The sequence below is a fragment of the Flavobacterium fructosi genome (assembly GCF_042787335.1).
GTDB lineage: Bacteria > Bacteroidota > Bacteroidia > Flavobacteriales > Flavobacteriaceae > Flavobacterium > Flavobacterium fructosi.
This window is the reverse complement of sequence record NZ_JBHZQA010000002.1, coordinates 192,168-213,440: the sequence shown is the minus strand read 5'-3', so window position 1 is coordinate 213,440 and position 21,273 is coordinate 192,168. Positions and strand designations below refer to the sequence as shown.

12 protein-coding genes are annotated in these 21,273 nt (G+C 34.9%); 7 read left to right on the top strand and 5 right to left on the bottom strand.

Going from position 1 to position 21,273, the window contains the following annotated elements:
* The 4 genes from ACFX5D_RS03805 to ACFX5D_RS03790 form a co-directional block, all read right to left on the bottom strand.
* Nucleotides 1–1,053 carry an aldose epimerase family protein gene (locus ACFX5D_RS03805; protein WP_379856930.1) on the bottom strand — a complete coding sequence of 351 codons (1,053 nt, stop codon included), beginning with the start codon at nucleotides 1,051–1,053 and terminating at the stop codon, nucleotides 1–3.
* Between the two features lie 471 nt (nucleotides 1,054–1,524).
* Nucleotides 1,525–2,586, bottom strand: a complete 1,062-nt coding sequence (locus ACFX5D_RS03800) for a SusE domain-containing protein (RefSeq protein WP_379856929.1) — start codon at nucleotides 2,584–2,586, stop codon at nucleotides 1,525–1,527.
* Between the two features lie 21 nt (nucleotides 2,587–2,607).
* On the bottom strand, nucleotides 2,608–4,197 hold the full coding sequence (locus tag ACFX5D_RS03795; protein WP_379856928.1) for a RagB/SusD family nutrient uptake outer membrane protein: 1,590 nt from the start codon (nucleotides 4,195–4,197) through the stop codon (nucleotides 2,608–2,610).
* An 18-nt stretch (nucleotides 4,198–4,215) separates the two neighbouring features.
* On the bottom strand, nucleotides 4,216–7,161 hold the full coding sequence (locus ACFX5D_RS03790; protein ID WP_379856927.1) for a SusC/RagA family TonB-linked outer membrane protein: 2,946 nt from the start codon (nucleotides 7,159–7,161) through the stop codon (nucleotides 4,216–4,218).
* A gap of 472 nt (nucleotides 7,162–7,633) precedes the next feature.
* On the opposite strand from ACFX5D_RS03790, the gene ACFX5D_RS03785 reads away from it, so the two are divergent.
* The 3 genes from ACFX5D_RS03785 (at nucleotide 7,634) to fsa (ending at nucleotide 11,763) form a co-directional block, all read left to right on the top strand.
* Nucleotides 7,634–8,632, top strand: a complete 999-nt coding sequence (locus tag ACFX5D_RS03785; RefSeq protein ID WP_379856926.1) for a GntR family transcriptional regulator — start codon at nucleotides 7,634–7,636, stop codon at nucleotides 8,630–8,632.
* Nucleotides 8,633–9,040: 408 nt separating this feature from the next.
* Nucleotides 9,041–11,086 (top strand): transketolase family protein, encoded by a 2,046-nt coding sequence (locus ACFX5D_RS03780; protein ID WP_379856925.1) that lies wholly within the window; start codon nucleotides 9,041–9,043, stop codon nucleotides 11,084–11,086.
* Between the two features lie 20 nt (nucleotides 11,087–11,106).
* Nucleotides 11,107–11,763, top strand: coding sequence for a fructose-6-phosphate aldolase (gene fsa / locus ACFX5D_RS03775; RefSeq protein WP_379856924.1), 657 nt, complete (start codon nucleotides 11,107–11,109; stop codon nucleotides 11,761–11,763).
* Between the two features lie 192 nt (nucleotides 11,764–11,955).
* Here the strand turns inward: fsa and ACFX5D_RS03770 are convergent, their stop codons facing one another.
* Nucleotides 11,956–12,645: an NUDIX hydrolase gene (locus tag ACFX5D_RS03770; protein WP_379856923.1), complete on the bottom strand. Its 690-nt coding sequence runs from the start codon at nucleotides 12,643–12,645 to the stop codon at nucleotides 11,956–11,958.
* A 669-nt stretch (nucleotides 12,646–13,314) separates the two neighbouring features.
* Between ACFX5D_RS03770 and ACFX5D_RS03765 the strand changes: the two genes are divergently transcribed.
* From ACFX5D_RS03765 to ACFX5D_RS03750, 4 genes are all read left to right on the top strand, one after another.
* The gene (locus ACFX5D_RS03765; protein WP_379856922.1) at nucleotides 13,315–16,356 is read left to right on the top strand and encodes a SusC/RagA family TonB-linked outer membrane protein; all 3,042 of its coding nucleotides are present in this window, start codon (nucleotides 13,315–13,317) and stop codon (nucleotides 16,354–16,356) included.
* Between the two features lie 28 nt (nucleotides 16,357–16,384).
* Complete coding sequence (locus ACFX5D_RS03760) at nucleotides 16,385–17,947, top strand: RagB/SusD family nutrient uptake outer membrane protein (RefSeq protein WP_379856921.1); 1,563 nt, start codon at nucleotides 16,385–16,387, stop codon at nucleotides 17,945–17,947.
* Nucleotides 17,948–18,025: 78 nt separating this feature from the next.
* Nucleotides 18,026–19,573, top strand: a complete 1,548-nt coding sequence (locus tag ACFX5D_RS03755) for an alpha-N-arabinofuranosidase (RefSeq protein ID WP_379856920.1) — start codon at nucleotides 18,026–18,028, stop codon at nucleotides 19,571–19,573.
* Nucleotide 19,574: 1 nt separating this feature from the next.
* A complete protein-coding gene (locus tag ACFX5D_RS03750) occupies nucleotides 19,575–21,197 on the top strand; it encodes an arabinan endo-1,5-alpha-L-arabinosidase (protein ID WP_379856919.1) in 1,623 nt (540 codons plus the stop codon).
* The last annotated feature ends 76 nt before the right edge of the window (nucleotides 21,198–21,273 follow it).

The window sequence follows — 21,273 nt, the reverse complement described above, 5'->3', positions numbered from 1 at the left end:
TTAAAAAGATTGAAATTTGTAAATGGTTTTATGATAATATACTTCTCCTTTTTTCAATATAGAATTCGGAAAATGTTCATGATTTGGTGCATCGGGAAAGTTTTGCGTTTCAAAACAAATTCCGCTTGTTGAATGATAATCCGCATTTTCTTTGCCTTTTATTTTATAGAAACAATTGCCTCCGATATATATATGTACTGCAGGTTGATTCGTATAAACTGACATTCTCAGCAAGTTCTTTTTACTAAAGAGTGACGCCGAAAATTCATCTTCTTTGTTTAAAATAAAGGTGTTATCAATTTTTGAAGGACATTGTTTTGGCTGAATAAAATCAAAAGGATCATTTACTAAATTCAAAAACCTACCAGTTGGAATATTCTCATTTGTAGTTTCTAACATCTCTTTAGCATTTACAATTAATTCCTGTTCTAACAGATCCGCGTTATGTCCATCAAGATTAAAATAACTATGATGCGTTAAATTTACTATAGTATCTTTAGTAGTGGTAGCTTTGTATTCGATAATTAATTCATTTTCTTCAGACAAAGTATAACTCAATCCTACCGACAATTTCCCTGGATAATTTTCTTCATCATCTGAACTGCAATAGATTAAATTAACGGATGGATTTTCGCCTTCCTTTACGTTTTTTATACTCCAAACTTTTTTACTGAAATTAGAATCACCGCCATGTAACGAATGATTTGCGTTGTTCTTGTTTAAATGCCATGCCGTCCCATTCAAATTAAAAACCCCATTGTCAATTCTTCCTGCATAACGACCTACAGTAGCTCCAAGATAAGGCGCACTCTCTAAATTAAAGGAATTTATATAATTTTCTAAAGTATCAAAACCTAAAACCACATCCACCATTTTTCCATTTTTCAATGGTATTTTCAACGATGTAACGGTAGCACCATAACTGATAACGTTCAGTTTTACTCCATTTTTATTTGCTAATTCACAAGAAATCACAACTTCCTTATCAGGCATTAAACCAAATAATTCCATTACAGAATCTTTTATTAAATGAGATATGTATTTTTTTTTCATGTTTTTTTTGTCAAATACGAAACCCAAAATTATAATAATTGTCGTCATTTACATACCAGTACCTACCAGTTTTTATATATGAAATTATTTCTTTCTAAAGCCACATTTATGTCCCTGTGTATAATCAGATAATTTTCGATTAAAAAAAAACCGAACCCGTCTTTTTATCTTTGAAAAAAGTATAATTTTTTGTATCCAACTCAATCCTTCTTCAAAAGCTGAAGGCAGACTATACTCGAGATTCTTTTTAAAATTTCGATTGAGTGAAAACTGTTTCGAATGCGCTCAACCTGTCTGAAATAAAAACTGAGTTTATTCCAGTAAAATAAAAGACACCATACTACTTAAATTTAAAAAAAAATTAAAAAAAATGAATACTAAAAAAAACCTCAGAAGTTTGCACTTCCGAGGTTTAACAACAGATATCTTCCATTATCTGTGTAATTCAAAACCTAACCTATGTAAAACAAATTATTGAACCGGTATGAGTATATACTTACCGTCTAAATCATTAAAATAAATATCATATTTACCAGCCTCTACAAGAATATCTGCACCACCTTGACCCCAACTTACAGCCCAAGCGTTATTGGCTCTGAATTTTAATTTACCCTTCGTTAAAGTTACACCAACTCTCCAAATGTGTGGATCAAAAGTTGACTTTACCATTGGCGTACTAACATCCCAACCACCAGAAGTGGAATCCCCAACTAATCCAATTGTTGCATATGTAGTGGCAGTACTTGCGGTAAAAGGAGTTAGTGAAACTGTCATAGTAGCAATATTAACTACAAATGTGTAATATCCAGCAGTAAGAATTTTGAATGAACCAGGATCAGTACCAGCCCCAGGATTCACAGCCAAAGCTGTTCCTGCGTTTGTTCCCCATTGTGGTTGCCATAAACCTCTTTTCTCTATAAGTTTTACATCACCTGTACCAAAATATCCCGTATACGTATATAAATTATCATTAACTGAATCTCTAAATAATGCGTCATTCGTATTTTTATCCACATTCCATCCAGCTGCTGTAGCATCACCCACTAAAAATAATTGTCTTTTAGGAATTACAGGATTATAAGAATTGATAATAATTCCAACTACATTAGAATACATTGGAGCCATAGCACCAGTACTTGATTTTACTCGAACTTCAAATTCAACAGGGGAACCCGAAGCTGCTTTAAGCACTACTGCCGCATTATTTAATTGCTCTACAGAAACTGAAACTTGATTTGCTGAAATTACAGACCCAATAGATTGAGGCGTTTTGAATGCATTTCCTTTTTTGTCAATTTCAACTGCATACGTAACTTGAACATTTCCACCATAATTTGCAGATTTCCAAGTAAAACGCTCTGCTTGAGTTGCATTATTTTCTTGTTTCAACACATAAGATGCGCCAGTTGCCGGAGCGGTTAATACCGGTGAATCGATTCCTTCGATAACGGGTCTGTCCTGAACATCCTCTACGCTACAAGACAATGCAACTACTGCAAATAAAGCAATTATTGATTTAGTTATATTTTTCATTTTTGTTAGTTTTTTTTATTGTTAGTATCCAGGGTTTTGTTGTAATTTTTGGTTTGATGCAATGGCGCCAGCCGGAATAGGAAATAAATCTCTGTACGATTGTGTTGGAGATCCACCGGCTACCCCACCTTTCCACGGCCATAAATAACTACCTCCAGAGAATTTGCCGAAACGGATTAAATCTGTTCTTCGGTGCCCTTCCCAATGTAATTCTCTGGCTCTTTCGTCAAGAATAAAATTTAAATTTAAATCACCTTGATTTACTGTTGTAGCTTTTGCTCTAGTTCGTAAAGCATTTACATAAGTAGTTGCTTGTGCCATAGTCCCGCCTGCGCCTCTTACGGCACATTCAGCATACATTAAGTAAGCATCTGCCAAACGAAAAATAGGAAAATCAACATCAACAAAAGTACCTGCTTTATCTGAACCTTGAACACCGTTTTTATCGACGTTTTTAAACTTTTGAATCGCATATCCATCACTGAAAGAACCAATGTTTTTGATTTCTTTGGTTTGACCATCTTTATAAAATTGTCCACGAGTATCGGTCGTATTTGCATCAAACTTATCTACAAATGCAGCAGTGGTTCTGACACCTCCCCATCCACCATTGATTCCAAAAGAAGCGGGATTCATGCTACCGCCCACTGGTGCATGTACTAAGAAAGTTGTTCCACCATAATTTTGTGTATGAAGACCATCATAAGCTATAGCAAATATGAATTCGTTCTGAGCTCCGTTTTTGTCATTATCAGCCAAAAATAGTTGATTGTAATTAGTGTGTATTGTATACGACGAACCCGTAATTTTTGTAATCAACGGAACAGCCGCAGCATAGTTATCAGTACCGGTATACACTTTTGCATTCATATACAATTTAGCTTGTAACATCCAGGCGGCAACCTGATCCACACGATATGCTTCATTTGATTTCGGAGCTTTCAATAATGGAGTAATTGCTGTCAATTCCTCATCAACAAATTTGTACAATTCAGCTCTTGTGGCATACTCTGGATAGAAGAATGTACTTGGAGAATCTTCCGTTACTAAAGAACCTCCCCCAAAACTATCGATTAGATGCCAATACGTCATAGCTCTCAAGAAACGGGCTTCTGCTCTGTAAGTAGCAATCTCCCCTTTTAAAGTAGCGTCAATAGCTCTGGCTGCTAATTTTTCATCAGTAGTTTGACGTAAAAATTCATTACAGTTTACAATTTGAAAAGAGTAACGTGCAAAAACAGCCGTTATAAAACGATCCAGAGAAGTCCAGGTTTGTGAATGCAGGTCTTTTATTGTTCCGTCATTCCAGCCAATAACTGCCTCATCAGTAGTCAATTCCTGTAACAACCAATAGCCTCTAATATATTGACTTTCCCCTTCATCTATTCCTGAAATATCAGGTGCTCCGGCAGCGGTCTGCCCTGATGTGGCAAACCCAGCATATAATTTTGCTAAACTTTGTTTATAGGAATTCGGTGTACTGTAAAATTCTTCCCCAGGAATAGCATTAGTGCTCTCTGGACTTTGATTCAGATCATTGGTACACGATGGAAATAATAACACCAACAGTACCAAAGAAATACCCAATAATTGTATTTGTGTCTTTTTCATTTTTTCTTATTCTTTGTATTAGAAATTAACGTTTAAACCTAAGGTGAAAATAATTGGTCTCGGATATAAATTATTATCTATACCTCCAGAAATTTCTGGATCTAACCCGCTATAATCTGTAATTAACAAAACATTTTGAGCCGCCAAAGTTAATTTAACTAAAGAAGTGGAATTTGATTTTTGATTAAAAGTATATCCCACACTTACATTGTCTAACCTAATAAAAGAGGCGTCTTGAATGTAATAATCCGATTCGTATCTTTTAGAATCTTGTGATTTAAAACCCGTTTCCAAAAGATTGGCAACACCATTGGACAAATCAGTTTCTCTTAACAACATATTTTGGGAATTCCCATCAGAATCTACGTTGTTATAATTAAAGTTACCCCATGAACCTCTCCAGTTCATTCCCATATCCCAGTTTTTATAGGTTACACTGGTATTGAAACCGTAAAAAACATCGGCAGCGGGTTTGTGAAAACGGTATTTATCTTTTGCATTTATCTCACCATCCTTGTTTCTGTCAATAAAGACCCCGTCGATTGGTTTTGCGTCTGCTCCATATGCTTGCTCATAAACAAAGAATGAGCTAGGTGCAAAACCTACTTGATGATTTTGAATTGTATTGCCAAGTCCACCGGCATAGTTACCTACATTAATACCCGGAGTATTAGGTAAAACTGTAGTCAATTTAGTGATTTTAGAATCTTGAAAGGTAACATTTCCACCCAGAGTCCACTCTAAATCATCTGTTTTGACAGCAATAACTTGTGCCATCAATTCAATACCTTTATTCTCGATAGAGCCTACATTGTAATTGTCATAATTGGAGAATCCAAAGAAAGAAGGGTTTTGAGTGTACAACAATAAATCGTCAGTAGTTCTCTGATATACATCAGCGCTACCCGTGATTCTATTGTTAAATAACCCATAATCAAAACCTACATTAATGGTTGTGGTTTGTTCCCATTTCAGATTGCTATTATAAGGTTGTGGCCTATAGGTGTTGTAAAAAGTGTCCCCAAACTGGTATTGCGCTGCGTTATCAGAAACTAAATACAAAGGAATAGATGGATAACTTACTCCAATATCCTGTTGGCCTGTTACTCCCCAACCTCCTCTAATTTTTAGGGAAGAGATGCTGCTTACGTTTTTCAGGAAGTTTTCTTCATTGAGTTTCCAAGCCACTGCTACAGCCGGGAAATTAGCCCAGCGATTTGCTTCTGTAAATCTTGAGGTCCCATCACGTCTGTAGGATAAAGTAAATAAATATTTATCGGCTATGGTAATATTTGTTCTCGCAAAAAACGATTGCAGGTTGATTCTTGAAGGAACAGCTACCACATCTATCGCTCTCTTGTTTTCGAAAGAATAAGTAAATCCACCGTTTGAATCCCTGAAATCCTGATAAGAATACCCACCGGTTGCATCAAAAGCGGTATTGATAGATTCTATTTTTTTGTTGTAGTTTAAATACAAATCCATTAATTTATTATTTCTTGAATTTGTTCTTACATAGGTATCCTTAAATCTCGAACCTGAAACTCCATTAAGATAATTAGCCGCTATGTCACCAAATGCTCTTCCGCTCAATTGATCATACCCAAAATTAGCAACTGCTTTTAGCTCCGGTAAAAAATGCATTTTATATTCCGTTTGTATGTTACCAATACTTCTATAAGAATTTCCAAAATTATTTTGTTGTTCTATCAAAGACAGAGGATTTCTACCGGCAAATTGATTTAACTTCTCTATCCCATTGTCTTTAACATACCATTGAAAGTAAGTTCCATCAGTATTCCTTACCGCTTGAGTTGGGTCAAATCGAATGGCTGATCCGATGGCGCCACGGTTACTATAGTTGCTGTTTATCAAAGAGGTATTGTTGTTTAATTCAATTTTCAAATGTTTATCAAAGAAATTTCCTGTAACACCCATGCCCAAAGTGGTTCGTTGCATATTGTCTCTTTTTAAAATACCATTTAAATTAGCGTAACCCACAGAGGCTCTATATACCACATTATCTGAACCTCCGGTTAAAGCGATATTATGATCGGTACCAATGGCTGTTCTGAAAATTTCATTTTGCCAATTTGTATCAGCTCCACCTAATAGCCCTTGCTGAGCTGGACTACCATTGGCGGCTATATAGTCCCTGAATTGTGTACTTGACAAGGCATCTACCTTATTGACAACTTGAGAAACTTGTAAATTGGCGTTGTAATTTATCTGTAACTCTCCTGCTTTTCCTTTTTTGGTAGTAATAATAATTACCCCATTAGAAGCACGAGAACCATAAATAGCTGTTGCTGAAGCATCTTTTAATACCGTAATCGATTCGATATTATTCTGATTAATTGTAGACAGCGGATTTCTACCTCCGTCGATTCCCCCTGCTGCTACCGGAACACCGTCAATAACATACAGAGGATCATTATTAGCAGACAATGAAGAACCACTTCTGATTCTAATAGTAGCTCCCTCACCCGGAGAACCTCCGCCGTTGATGATCTGCAAACCCGCAACTTTACCTTGGATCATTTGATCTGCTGAAGTAACAGGTCCTTTATTAAAATCTTTTGATGTTAAAACCGTTACAGCTCCTGTTGCATCCTTTTTCTTTACAGTACCGTACCCTACCTGAATTACAACTTCTTTCAGTTGATTTGCGTCTTCATTAAGGCTTACCCTAATGGTTTTCTGATTATCAAAAGTTATAATTTCATTTATATATCCAATAAACGAAAAAACGATTTTATTGCCTTTATTAATATTTGAAATTTGAAATTTACCATCAAAATCAGTCGAAACCCCTTTGGCGGTACCTTGTACATTTATATTTACTCCCGGAATTGGCTGGCCTGATACTTTATCGAGAACCACCCCTGTCAGCGTATTCTGAGCCAGAATACTAAACGGAAGGAACAGTGATAAAAATAACAACTTTTTATAAATTGTTTTCATACTTTTTGTCTTCATACTTTTTATTTAAATTAAGTTTTAGTTAGGTTATGTGGAATTTAGGGTATTTATATTGGTGTTATTACTAGTAATTCATTCAAATCATTTGCTATTAAAAATTTATAATAAAAGGATAAATATGGGATCAGTTCCTCATATGTTTGAGATAGTCACACCACTTAATTTATGCTGCCCTGTTTCTCCAAAATAAAAAGCTAGCTACGCGATCTTTTATGGATTAAAAATTAATATAGCTAATGCATCCTATTGTTTATTAAAATATGGCACTTACGAATAAAATGACTTATTAATAAATAAAAAATCATATATTCAGTTAAACAGAAGAAAAATTATGATTTTGATCTTAATACCATAATTTTAATGTCAGATAATAAATCCAAAATTATACGCTTAACTCAATTTCACATACCAGTACCTACCAGTTTTTCGTATATTGCACAAAAATCACACTTCGATGAAAATTATTTCGATTCAAAACAATCTTGGTTTACCAAAATATAAGCAGATAATTCTTTCGATTGAAAAAGCAATTGAAGAAGAAAAACTAACAAAAGGCGATACGCTCCCATCCATAAACAAAGTCTGTTTAGCCTTTGCATTATCTCGGGATACCGTTTTACAAGCATACGAGGAATTAAAAAAAAGAGGTATTATTTTTGCTATTCCAGGCAAAGGATATTATGTTAAAAGCACAGAAATTACAATTAAACAAAGGATTTTTTTACTTTTTGATGAGTTAAATATTTTCAAGGAAGACATTTACAATTCCTTTCTAAAAAACATTGGTAAAAATGTACAAGTTGATATTTTTTTTCATCATTTTAATGTTCAGGTATTTCAGAAATTAATAAATGACTGTAATGGCAATTATACTAAATACATCATAATGCCAACCAACCTAATTGATGTGGCGACTTTTATAAAAACCCTACCAGTAAATGAGGTAATCATATTAGACCAAACTAATTCTGCTTTAAAATTATACCCTGCAATTTACCAGAATCATAAAAAAGATATCTTCGATGGACTCAACAAAGGAAAATTCAGGCTAAATAAATATAAAAAACTCATTATGATTTTCCCTGGATTTAGAGAACCTCCCGGAATGAAAATTGGTTTCGAAAATTTCTGTATTGAGTTTTCATTTGATTACGAAATAATTACTGAATTTAAGGATCGAGAAATAACGATAGGAGAAGTTTACGTCATCCCAAATGACAGAGATCTTGTCCAGGTAATCCTAAAAGCCAAAGTTCAAAACTTAAAATTAGGCAGTGATTTTGGCATTATTTCCTATAATGAAACCCCGTTAAAGAAAGTTGTGGCTAATGGAATAACAACCATTTCCACCAATTTTGAAGCGATGGGAAAAATTTTAGCAGAGATGGTTCTGCGCGGAAAAAAGGAACAAATAGAAAACAAGTGCGCCTTAATTATTCGCAATTCTTTATAAAAAAGCAATTCTCTTATTTACCCATAACTTTAAAAAAATAAGGATTTCCGTTTTAATTGGCAAATAAAATCTGATACTTGTTTTAGAACAGCAAGAAAAATAATTTATTTGTTATTGTAAAATAAATTTACATATATTTGCAAATGTATTTTTTACACTTATTATTATTTCAACGTTATTCCCTCAACAACAGCCTCTTATTTTATTGATTCAAATACCGAAGAAAAAAATAATTAAATACAGCAGTTCGTTTTTAAAATTATTCACACTTTGATTTTTGACTAACCATTTCAAAACAAAACCATTTAAAATGGGTTTAGCACCTTTAAAATTTCGATGTTGAAATGGGTATACTAAATACGAACAATGTACTTTTTTCCGTTTACACCAAATTATTACAAAAAAATTATGAATAAAAAAATTGACCAATTAGCAGCCGATAATATAAGAGCACTTGCTATTTCAATGGTAGAAAAAGCAAATTCAGGACATCCGGGGGGTGCGATGGGAGGTGCTGATTTTATGCACATTTTGTACAGTGAATTTGTAAATTTTGATCCGACCGAAATGGATTGGACTTTTAGAGATCGTTTCTTCATGGATGCCGGACATCTATCCACATTAATGTATTCTCAATATTATTTATTGGGAAATTATAAAAAAACAGATCTTCAAAATTTTAGACAGTGGGGTTCTGTAACCCCAGGTCACCCAGAAGTAGACGTACTTAGAGGAATAGAAAACACTTCCGGACCATTGGGACAAGGGCATACAATGGGAGTGGGCGCAGCTATAGCAGCCAAATTTTTAGATGCGAGATTCAAAGGAATTTTTAATCACAAAATATACGGTTTCATTACCGATGGCGGTGTTCAGGAAGAAATTTCGCAAGGAGCGGGAAGAATTGCCGGACATTTAGGTTTGAACAATTTTATCCTGTTTTATGATTCGAATGATGTACAGCTTTCAACTGTGACAAAGGAAGTAACATCTGAAAACACGGCTATGAAATACGAAGCATGGGGCTGGAAAGTCATCACTATTGACGGTCACGATCACGAGCAAATTAGAAAAGCATTGCATGATGCCAATGAAGAATCAGAAAAACCAACCTTAATAATCGGAAAAACCATTATGGGAAAAGGTTGTGTTACCGCCACTGGCGATATTTATGAAGGCGAATGTGAATTGCACGGAAAACCTATTGGGGATACCAAAGCCGACTATGTAAAAACCTTAATAAACCTTGGAGCAAATCCTAAAAATCCTTTTGCAATTTATGAAGATGTGGCAACGCATTATGCTCAAATAAAAGCCAAAAAATATGAAGATGCCGCATACAAAAAGCAACGTATAGCAACTTGGAAAAAAGAAAATCCAGAATTGGCTCAAAAAATGGATTCATTTCTATCTGGAAAACTTCCTGAACTGGATTTGAGTACTGTTATCCAAAAACCAAATGCAGCCACAAGAGATGCTTCATCAGCTGTACTGGCCTACTTAGCGGAACACGTGGAAAACATGATTGTTTCTTCCGCAGATTTATCTAATAGTGACAAAACAGATGGTTTCCTGAAAAAATCATCCGTTTTGCAAAAAAATGATTTTAGCGGAGCTTTTTTACAGGCTGGAGTTGCCGAACTTACGATGACCTCAATCGCTAATGGCATTGCACTTCACGGAGGTGTTATTCCTGTAGTGGCGACGTTTTTTGTGTTCTCGGATTATATGAAACCCGCTATTCGATTGGCCGCCATTCAAGAACTCCCTGTTAAATATATCTGGACACACGATTCTTTCCGAGTTGGTGAAGACGGACCAACACACCAACCTATCGAGCAGGAAGCACAAATACGTTTAATGGAAAAAATAAAAAACCATTCCGGTAATCAAAGTTTACTAGCGCTACGCCCTGCCGATGCTATTGAAACTTCAGTGGCTTGGAATATGGCATTAAACAATACAAAAACACCAACAGGTTTAATTCTTTCGAGACAAAACATCAAAGACATTCCAGCTCAAGGAACTTCAAAATCAAGATATGAAGAAGCAACGCAGTCAACAAAAGGAGGTTATTTAGTTAAAGAAACGCAAGATCCTGACATCACTTTAATTGCAAATGGATCAGAAGTGGCAACGCTTTTAGAAGCCGCGACTATATTAGAGAAATCTAAAAATCTAAAAATAAATGTAGCGTCCATTATATCTGAAGGACTGTTCAGAGAACAGTCTAAATTATACCAAGAAAGTATCATTCCTAAAGGAAAATTAGTCTTCGGTCTTACCGCCGGGCTTCCAGTTAATTTGGAAGGGTTGATTGGGGATAGCGGAAAAGTAGTTGGACTGGACCATTTTGGATATTCTGCGCCGGCCAGTGTTTTGGATCAAGAATTTGGATTTACCAGCGAAAGTGTATGCGTAGAAATACTAAACTACATTGAAGAAAATAAATAAACATTTAAATAAATAAAGACATGAAATTTTTTATAGATACAGCAAATTTAAAAGACATAAAAGAAGCTAATGATTTAGGAATTCTGGATGGTGTAACCACAAATCCATCGCTAATGGCGAAAGAAGGAATTACCGGTGCAGACAATATTATTGCTCATTATGTAAAAATATGTGAACTGGTTGACGGTGATGTAAGTGCCGAAGTAATTTCAACTAATTTAGAAGGAATGATTATTGAAGGAGAACGATTAGCGGCTTTGCATCCTCAAATTGTAGTAAAAATTCCAATGATTAAAGAGGGTATAAAAGCAATAAAATACTTTTCGAATAAAGGAATCAGAACCAATTGCACTTTAGTATTTTCAGCAGGACAAGCCTTACTTGCTGCTAAAGCTGGGGCCACTTATGTGTCACCTTTCATCGGAAGATTAGACGATATTTCTACAGATGGAATGGCATTAATTGCAGAAATCAAGCTGATTTACGATAATTATGGATATGAAACTCAAATTTTGGCTGCGTCAGTGCGTCACGTCATGCATATTTTAAATTGTGCGAAAATTGGAGCCCATGTAATAACTGGTCCATTAAGCGCCATTGAAGGTCTACTCAAACACCCCCTCACAGATAGTGGCTTAGCTACATTCTTAGCCGATTATAACAAAGGGAATAGTTAGGAATTTAAACTCCATTTGGGCTACATTTTGTCATTTTACCTGTAGTTCCATTTATAAAACTATTATAAAAATCATTGAAATTGTAGTTAAACAAAGAATAAAAGAGTAGTTTTTTCCTATGATCAGCTATAAAAAGGGAAGTCTCTTAATTGAGAACTTCCTTTTTTTAGTTTATGATTATTAAGGAATGAGTTATAAGTTTAAAACAAAATCATTCAAAAGTTTTGCATCGTATTTTTCTTTGTCAAAAGTATATAGGTAAGATCCTTTTCTGGAGGACATCATATCCTTCTCTTCTAATTTTATAAGAATATCCAATGAATTTATTTTGCTGATAAAATTTCTTTTATCCAGTTCTTTACTTAAAATAGCTTCATATAATTCCAGTAATTGACGCATGGTAAATTTTTCGGGTAAAAGCTCAAATCCTATTGGTTTTATAGAAGTTTTATAGCGCAATCTTCTAATAGCGTGCCTTAACATACTATCGTGGTCAAAAATTAATTTTGGAGCATTTGAAACACTAAACCATTGCGCATCATAATTTTTTATTAGGTCCGCATTATGATTTTCAATATTAATTAATGCATAATAGGCAACTGAAATTGTTCTTTCTACTGGGTCACGATCAATCTCACTATAGGCGTGCAGTTGCTCCATGTAAATATCCTGAAGCCCAGTATAGGAATTCAGTATCCTAATGGCTGCACTATCTAATACTTCGTCTTTTTTAAGAAATCCTCCTATTAAAGACCACTTGCCTTTTTCAGGTTCAAAATCCCTTTTAATTAAAAGTATTTTTAATCCTTCGCTATCAAAACCAAAAATGATACAATCTACTGCCAGTAAAACTTTATCAGCAGAACTATAACTATTTAACATACTACGTTTTTTAGGGTAAATATATAAACTTCCTTGTATGTTTCATAATTTATTTAATGTATATTTCACACTTAATATTTTAAAAAACCAAATTTTAAAAAACCAAATTTTGGAAGATAAATTCTAGCAAGATAAATTGTCAAAACTTTTTTAAAAAACAATAAGCGCCATTATTTAACTAATTTATAGTAAAGTCCTTTCAATTAATGCTTAAAATACAACTCTTTTATTTTAAGTGCAAATAAAGTATGGAGTGCTAATTTGTTCTAATTTCATTTGATTCAGGTAATTAATAGTGCTTTATTGGGATGGATCTTTTCTTATTTACACGATATAAACAAGAATAAGGAAGACTTTTTTTAATATCACTTTGATTGAAGGTTTAAAATGACAATATTTTAATGTTTTAAAAGAAAAATTTAAAAAAGTTGTTTTTTTATAGAAATGCTTGTTTTTTGACTAAAAAGGTAGTTTTTGAATAAATTAAATGTAAAAAAGAAGTCTTTTTTTACAAAACCACAATGTTTAAATTTTATTTTAACACTTAATTTACCGGATATATTTTTTTTAGCAGTTTTTTTTATCAGATTAATTTGTTTTTGTCGTTTTTTTTTAATTAAATTTACAAATGTAAAATACACACTTATAAATTAATCAAATCAAATTAGAATGAAAACAAACCAACGATTATTTTTCTATTACAATTTTCTATTGCCAAGAAAAGAATGGCTCTTAGCGATAGTAGTTATGTTATTTTCTTCTTATACTCTATCTGCACAACAAGATAAGACTATAAAAGGAATCGTTACGTCAGCTAAAGACGCGATGCCTTTACCGGGTGTAAATGTTTTAATTAAGGGTACCAACAAAGTAATTGTTACGGGCTTTGATGGAGAATATTCAATAGAAGCAGCGTCAAATGACATTCTGGTCTTCAGTTATATAGGATTTACAAATCAAGAAGTTACCGTAGGAAACAAGACACAAGTTAACATCATTTTAAATAATGATATGAATAAACTCGACGAAGTGGTTGTTATTGGGTACGGAACGCAAAAAAAATCAGATCTTACTGGTGCTATTAGTGTTGTAAATGTTGACAATGCTAAAAAAACGGCAACTTATGATGTTGCCAAAATGCTACAAGGTCAAGTAGCAGGTGTAACGGTGCAATCTTCTGGAGAACCAGGTGGTTTTGTAAGTATTAAAATTAGAGGAATTGGTTCATTTGCTAATAATAATCCACTTTGGGTAATTGATGGAGTTATTGCAGACAGCCCATATGATTTTGCAACAGGTGAAATAGAATCGATGCAAGTCCTTAAGGATGCTTCATCGGCAGCGATCTATGGTGTGCGTGGTGCAAATGGAGTTGTAATTATTACTACAAAAAAAGGAAAAATAGGCACTATGAGTGTTAAATATAGGTCTATTATAAGTATGCAAAATGTAGGTAGAAGATGGTCTTTAACTGATCGAGCTGGGTATCAAAACATTGTTTCAGCAGCAGAACGAAATGCAGGTTTGGCTACTATTGCGCCTGGAAATGACCCTACTAGTGCTTCTTTTATCAACAATGTAAATACGAACTGGCAAGAGGAAGCTTTTGGCACTGGTATAGTTGAAAATCACTCACTTACTCTTGCAGGGGGTGCGGAATCTCTAGGATATAGTTTGAATTTAGACTATTTCAATAATGATAGTTATCTTAAAACACCTCAAAATTATGAGCGATATGCCATGAATTTGAATTTAAATGGTAAAAAGGGTAAATTCAAATATGGCTCAAAAATAAGTTACACACAATCAGGCAAAGAAAATTTTAATACCTATTTTGGGACTGCAATAAGTGGTTTGGTAACAGCAATACCTACAATGCCTGTTTATGATGCCAACAGACTTGGTGGGTACGGAGGAACAGATGCAAACACTCAAAGAGCCATTTCTTTAAACGTAATTGGTTTTAATAATCTAGTACAAAATGAATCCAGAAGAAATCGTTTTTTAGGAAGCGTTTGGGGTGAACTAGAAATTGTCAAAGGACTAAAATATAAAATGAGCGTTAGTGCCGATAGATTAGACTTTAAAAACAGATTTTTTAATCCACCAAGTGATTTAGGCTGGTACTTTATCGTCGTAAATGCAAAAGCGTCACTTAATGTTAATAATGGTAGTGAAACAAGAACCTTTTTTGACAACATTTTAACGTATGATTTAAATGTAGGGAAACACAAAATTGAACTTTTGGCTGGTATGACCCAAGAAAATTTCAATCATTATAATCATATATCAAGCGGTTTAGGCTATGAAACAGGTGAAATTGCTCATTTAGAATATGCTGATAAAACAAGCACACGGGAATATATGTCACGAGTAACTGCAAAATCATATATCAGCAGAATAAATTACAACTATGAAGATCGTTATTTTCTCCAAGGTAATTTTAGACAAGATAAATCATCTCTTTTTGCCGAAAAATATAATACAGCTAACGCATACTCTTTCTCTGCGGGATGGAAATTAAGTAGTGAAAAATTCTTAACGCTACCTTCTTGGGTAAATTTAATTAAGTTTAGAGGTGGATACGGTATTTTAGGAAATAATACTTTGGGAGCTTACAGTTATGCAGAAACTACAAACCCTTTTATCAGTTATACTTTTAATGGGTCATTAGCTCCCGGTACATCAGTTGTTTCTTTAAAAGATCCCAATCTTAGATGGGAAACCTCAAAATCAAGCTCTGTTGCTTTAGAGTTAGGATTGTTTGACAATAAATTGCAGTTTACAGGTGAATATTATGAAAAAAGAACCTCTGATCTTTTAGCTGGTGCGCCACTACCGTTTTCAACAGGTTCTTTTCCGGCACTTATCACAACTAATGTTGCAGAGGTGAAAAATACGGGATTAGAGTTTTTAGCATCCTATGCTAATAATGACCATCCTTTTAAATACAATATTTCTGCCAATATCACTACTTTAAAAAATGAAGTGCTAAAATTGAACGAAAATAACGACCCCATTTATGGAGCTGCATCAAAAACAGAAGTTGGTCGATCAATAGGGGAGTTGTTTGCGTATGAAACAGCTGGTATTTTTCAAAATGCTGCCGACATTGTTGCTTCACCATTGCAGAACGGTGCTGCACCTGGAGATATAAAGTTCAAAGATGTAAACGGAGACAACAAAATTACAGATGCCGATAGAACCTTTCAAGGGTCTTCTATTCCAAAATATACTTATGGTTTGAATTTGGGTTGTTCTTACAAAAATTTTGATGCTTCAGTATTTTGGCAAGGTAGCGCAGGTAATAAAGTCTTTAATGCAACTTACCGTGACCTGATGAATGGGCAGTATTCTAATGCCAGCACAGATATGCTAAATTATTGGACACCTACAAATACAAATACAAATGTACCTCGACCAATAATTGGTGATCCAAATGCAAATGGTAGAGACTCTAACCGTTTTATAGAAAGTGGGGATTATCTAAAATTGCAAAATGCTCAATTAGGGTATAATATTCCTCTAAAAAACTCTAAAATTATAAATAAAGCAAGAATTTATGCTAGTGGTCAAAATATATTAACACTTACCAAATACAGAGGTTATGATCCAGATTTTATAAGTGACGGATTGTTTTCTAGAGGCTATGAGGGAGGCTCCTTTCCTAATCCTAGAACTTTTGCTATGGGTCTAGATATAGAATTTTAATAAATTAATAAATTTAAAAAGATACAAGATGAAATATAAAATATTAAGTTATGCTACTCTATCTCTTTCACTTTTGGTGTTAGTAACGAGTTGTGTAAACGATGAAGATTTAGTACAAGCAGATCCCAATCTTGCTACAACTGGAACATTTTGGAAAACAGATGTTGACGCAATGCAAGGGGTTAATGCTACTTATGCCGCATTAATAGCGGATGGAACTTATGGTCGAAGTACTCCATTATTATTAGATCTCAAAGGGGATGATGCACGAAGCTATAGTCCGTGGGATGCCATGTACAATGTGGGTCGTTTTAATAATTCTGTTTCGAATTTTGCAATTTATGGCTGGGCTTATGAAACCTATTTTATAGGTATAAATCGTGCCAATCAGGTTTTACAAAATGTACCAAAAATAAGCATGACCGATGCTGCTCTTAAAAACAGGATTTTAGGCCAAGCCTATTTTTTAAGAGGACTATATTTGTTTCATGCGGTAAATATGTTTCAAAACGTACCAGTGCCAACTGAAATTGCTGCTATCTACAAGCAAAAAACAAACGCGGAAGGATGGTTACAAGTTATTGCTGATTTTAAAGCAGCAGCTGATTTATTACCAACTTCTTACAGTAATATTACTGGTTTAGATGCGGGTCAAAAAGGACGTGCCACAAAAGGAGCTGCTTTAGGATATTTAGGAAAAGCCTACTTGTTCACTAAAGATTTTGAAAACGCCAAAACTACATTCAAAAAAGTGATTGATTTAGGTGCGTATTCATTAATGGCAAAATATAGCGATAATTTTACCGAAGCAACCGAAAATAATTCAGAGTCATTGTTTGAGGTTCAATTTGATAGAAATTTGGGCGGTACTTGGATTTTTCCAACAGGTGGTACTCCTGACACTTCATGGGGTAAAGCTTCGGCAAGAGCTATTACATATGGACCAAGAGGTTTTGGTTGGACTGATGTGCAACCTACTTTTGCGTTATTCAATGAATATAAAATTGAAAAAACAGAGACAGGCCAATTAGACCCTCGACTAGATGCGACGGTGCTATACAACAAACCTGGAGGTGTTAAGTTATATGGTGTTGATTTTGCTACCTACTACAAAAATAGTCCAAAAGACTTAAATGATTTGTTTTGTAAAAAATATGAAAATACAGATACAAAATCAAATGAATTTGACTGGAAATCAGGAATTAATGAACGACTGTTGCGTTATTCGGATATTTTACTAATGTATGCCGAATCTTTAAACGAAACAGGCGATACGCCTGGGGCCTACACCTATATACAAATGGTTAGAAACAGAGTCGGCTTACCGAATTTAAGCACCGTCATGCCAGGATTAACTAAAACTGCAATGAGAGAACAAATTGGACACGAAAGATTCTTGGAATTCCCTTTAGAAGGACACCGTTTTGATGATATTCGCCGTTGGGGTTGGTTGCAAGATTCTGCAAAATTAGCCTGGCTAAAATCTAGAGATGATGAGTTTAATTCTTATTTAACAGGCAGAGAATTCTTTCCAATACCGCAAGGAGAAATGGACAATAATATAGGCACAATTCAAAATAGTGGTTATTAATATTATTTATTTAAATTAGTTAAAACTTTAATATTACATGGTAAATTTTACCATGTAATATTATTACTTAAAGACAACATGAAAAAAGCCTTATTAATCTTATTTATTTTTACTTTTTGCAATCAAACTAGTTTTGCACAAAAAGAAATCACCTTACTTTCAATAAAAAATACCGCCAATACACCTACCATCAACAAAAATATTTACGGCCATTTTGCAGAACATTTAGGAAGATCAATTTATGGCGGCTTCTTTGTGGGGGATACTTCAAAAATACCAAATACAAATGGCGTACGTAACGATATTGTTGATGCACTTAAAAAACTAAAAATTCCTAACTTACGATGGCCGGGTGGCTGTTTTGCAGATACGTATCATTGGAAGGATGGCATTGGACCAAAAGAAAACAGGCCTACCATTGTAAACCAATGGTGGGGCGGTGTTACCGAAGACAATAGTTTTGGAACCCACGATTTTTTAAACTTATGCGAACTCTTGGAAACGGAACCTTATTTAGCAGGAAACATGGGGAGTGGAACAGTGCAGGAATTGGCAGATTGGGTACAATATGTAAATTTTGGAGGCAAAAGTCCAATGAGTGATTTGCGTATTAAAAATGGAAGAAAAGAACCCTGGAAAGTAAAAATGTGGGGAGTTGGAAACGAAGCTTGGGGTTGTGGTGGTAATATGACAGCCGATTATTATGCAGGAGAATACCGAAAATATGCCACTTTTATGTCAGATTGGGAGAACACGGGGGGCTTGATGCGCATAGCTTCAGGAGCAAACAGTGCGGATTATAATTGGACTGAAACCTTAATGAAAAACATTCCAGGAAATATGATTGGTGGAGTAGCGTTACATCATTATTCTGTGATTGATTGGGCGAAAAAAGGAGATGCTGTCGATTTTACCGAAGACCTTTATTTCAAAACGATGCAACAAGCCTTAAAAATGGAGGAACTCGTTACCAAACATTCCGCAATAATGGATAAATACGATCCAAATAAAAAAATTGCCTTGGTTGTGGATGAGTGGGGTGGTTGGTACGATGTAGAAAAAGGGTCTAATCCAGGGTTTTTATACCAACAAAATACAATGAGAGATGCCGTTTTGGCGGGGGCAACCCTTGACATTTTTAACAATCATGCGGATAGAGTTCGCGTTGCAAATCTAGCACAATGTGTAAACGTATTACAAGCTGTTATTCTTACTGATGAAACTAAAATGCTTTTAACGCCAACGTATCATGTAATGCAAATGTACAGCGTACATCAAGACGCAAAATTATTGCCCATTTCTATAAAATCTCCCTTATACACACATAATGGAGAATCACTTCCTGCTTTATCCGCTTCGGTATCAAAAGATAAAAACGGATTAATTCATATTTCATTAGTAAATATTGATGCTAAAAAAGAACACAAAATAGAAATCGACATGCAGGAACTTGGAATTAAAAATGTTACTGGAACTATTTTAGCATCATCAAAATTACAAGATCACAATTCATTTGATAACCCAACAAAAATCCAACCTACCACTTTCAAAGGTTTTGAAATAAAAAAGGGTAAGTTAGTCATAACAGTTCCTCCTTTTTCTGTAATAATGTTAGAAGGTAAATAAAATGAAAAAATCAAATTCCATTTTAAAATTAGCATCCTATTTAATACTTTTTTTAGCAACTGTTTCAGTTAGTAGTTGTTCGAATAGTGACGCTCCTCCTACCCCAACTCCAACTCCAGCGCCAGATCCTGTGCCGCCAGTAGTGGTTGCACCAGGTTTTCCAGGACCTAGCTACTTAGATAATTACACCTCTATTTCTTCATGGGGTTCTAATTCACAATGGAATTTAGCAAACGTTCACGACCCAACAGTTGCAAAATGTGGCGATTATTATTATATGTACCAAACAGATGCTTCTTACGGAAACGCCACCGAAGGGCATGGACATTTCTTTTACAGACGTTCTAAAGATCTTGTAAATTGGGAATTCATGGGGTCATCTATGACAACAGCTCCAGCTTGGGTAAAGGATTCTTTGAACAACAAAAGAGCTCGAATGGTACCTGCTCTACCAGCAATAGCAAACCCAACTTATGGCTATTGGGCACCATGTGTTCGAAAAGTTGGAAATAAATATAGAATGTATTACAGCATTGTAGTTACGGAGCCTATTACAGGAACAGATTATAATACCTCTTGGTCAGAACGTGCTTTTATTGGTCTTGCAGAAACGGATGATTTAGCTTCGAATGTTTGGACAGACAAGGGAATGGTAGTTTGTTCTGAACCAGATGGTGTAAAAAGTTACGTCAGAAATGGTGGCAATGACTGGGAAGCGTATTTCAAATTTAACGCCATTGATCCAAGTTTTACGGAAACCCCTGGTGGAGAACAATATTTGGTTTACGGCTCGTGGCATTCAGGCATCGCTGCCTTAAAACTAAATCCTACAACGGGCAAACCGGATCAATTGAAAACTTTGAGCGATTATGGAACCCGAATTGCCACTCGTAATGCCACTAGTCGATGGCAAGGTTCCGAAGGTCCAGAGATTATATACAATTCAGATACCGGATATTACTATTTATTTATGGCGTATGACGGCCTTGATGTCCCCTACAATACTCGGGTGGCACGCTCCAAAAATATTACGGGCCCTTATTTAGGAATCAATGGTGCCAATGTGACCAGTGGTGCCGATTGTTGGCCAATGCTAACACATCCGTACTCGTTCAATAATCACACCGGTTGGGTTGGAATCTCCCACTGCGCTGTTTTCCAAAATCCAGAAACCAAAGAATGGTTTTATTCTTCTCAAGCACGTTTACCCGAAGGAGTTCCCGGAATCGCAGTATCTAATGCAATAATGATGGGTCACGTTCGTGGTATACAATGGACAGAAGATGGATGGCCAGTAATTGCTCCTGAACGTTATGCTGCTGCACCAACCACAGCTATTACCGAAACCTCCTTTATAGGAACATGGGAACAAATAACAATGAATTACCAATACAAAGTCATTCAAAAATCAGTCACTATATACTTAACTGCCGACAAAAAAGTGAGCGGTGGTGTTACAGGAGTTTGGTCGTATGATAGCTCCAATAAAACATTAACCGTCAATGGTATAAAATGTAAAGTAAGCGATGCTTGGGACTGGGAACGGGCAATACGTAAAGTAACAATAACCTATTCCGGATTTACCGTCGGAGGATTACCCGTTTGGGGAAAACAAATCAATTAAGTTACCATTTTTTAAGGATATTTTAAATGTAGTTAGAAATGCTCTTTCTGAAATAGAAAGAGCATTTAAATATAGC

Coding starts and splice junctions, on each gene's coding strand:
- fsa (WP_379856924.1), top strand. CDS start 11,107: ATGAAATTTTTTATAGATACAGCAAATTTAAAAGACATAAAAGAAGCT.
- ACFX5D_RS03790 (WP_379856927.1), bottom strand. CDS start 7,161: ATGAAAACAATTTATAAAAAGTTGTTATTTTTATCACTGTTCCTTCCG.
- ACFX5D_RS03765 (WP_379856922.1), top strand. CDS start 13,315: ATGAAAACAAACCAACGATTATTTTTCTATTACAATTTTCTATTGCCA.
- ACFX5D_RS03770 (WP_379856923.1), bottom strand. CDS start 12,645: ATGTTAAATAGTTATAGTTCTGCTGATAAAGTTTTACTGGCAGTAGAT.
- ACFX5D_RS03795 (WP_379856928.1), bottom strand. CDS start 4,197: ATGAAAAAGACACAAATACAATTATTGGGTATTTCTTTGGTACTGTTG.
- ACFX5D_RS03780 (WP_379856925.1), top strand. CDS start 9,041: ATGAATAAAAAAATTGACCAATTAGCAGCCGATAATATAAGAGCACTT.
- ACFX5D_RS03800 (WP_379856929.1), bottom strand. CDS start 2,586: ATGAAAAATATAACTAAATCAATAATTGCTTTATTTGCAGTAGTTGCA.
- ACFX5D_RS03755 (WP_379856920.1), top strand. CDS start 18,026: ATGAAAAAAGCCTTATTAATCTTATTTATTTTTACTTTTTGCAATCAA.
- ACFX5D_RS03750 (WP_379856919.1), top strand. CDS start 19,575: ATGAAAAAATCAAATTCCATTTTAAAATTAGCATCCTATTTAATACTT.
- ACFX5D_RS03805 (WP_379856930.1), bottom strand. CDS start 1,053: ATGAAAAAAAAATACATATCTCATTTAATAAAAGATTCTGTAATGGAA.
- ACFX5D_RS03760 (WP_379856921.1), top strand. CDS start 16,385: ATGAAATATAAAATATTAAGTTATGCTACTCTATCTCTTTCACTTTTG.
- ACFX5D_RS03785 (WP_379856926.1), top strand. CDS start 7,634: ATGAAAATTATTTCGATTCAAAACAATCTTGGTTTACCAAAATATAAG.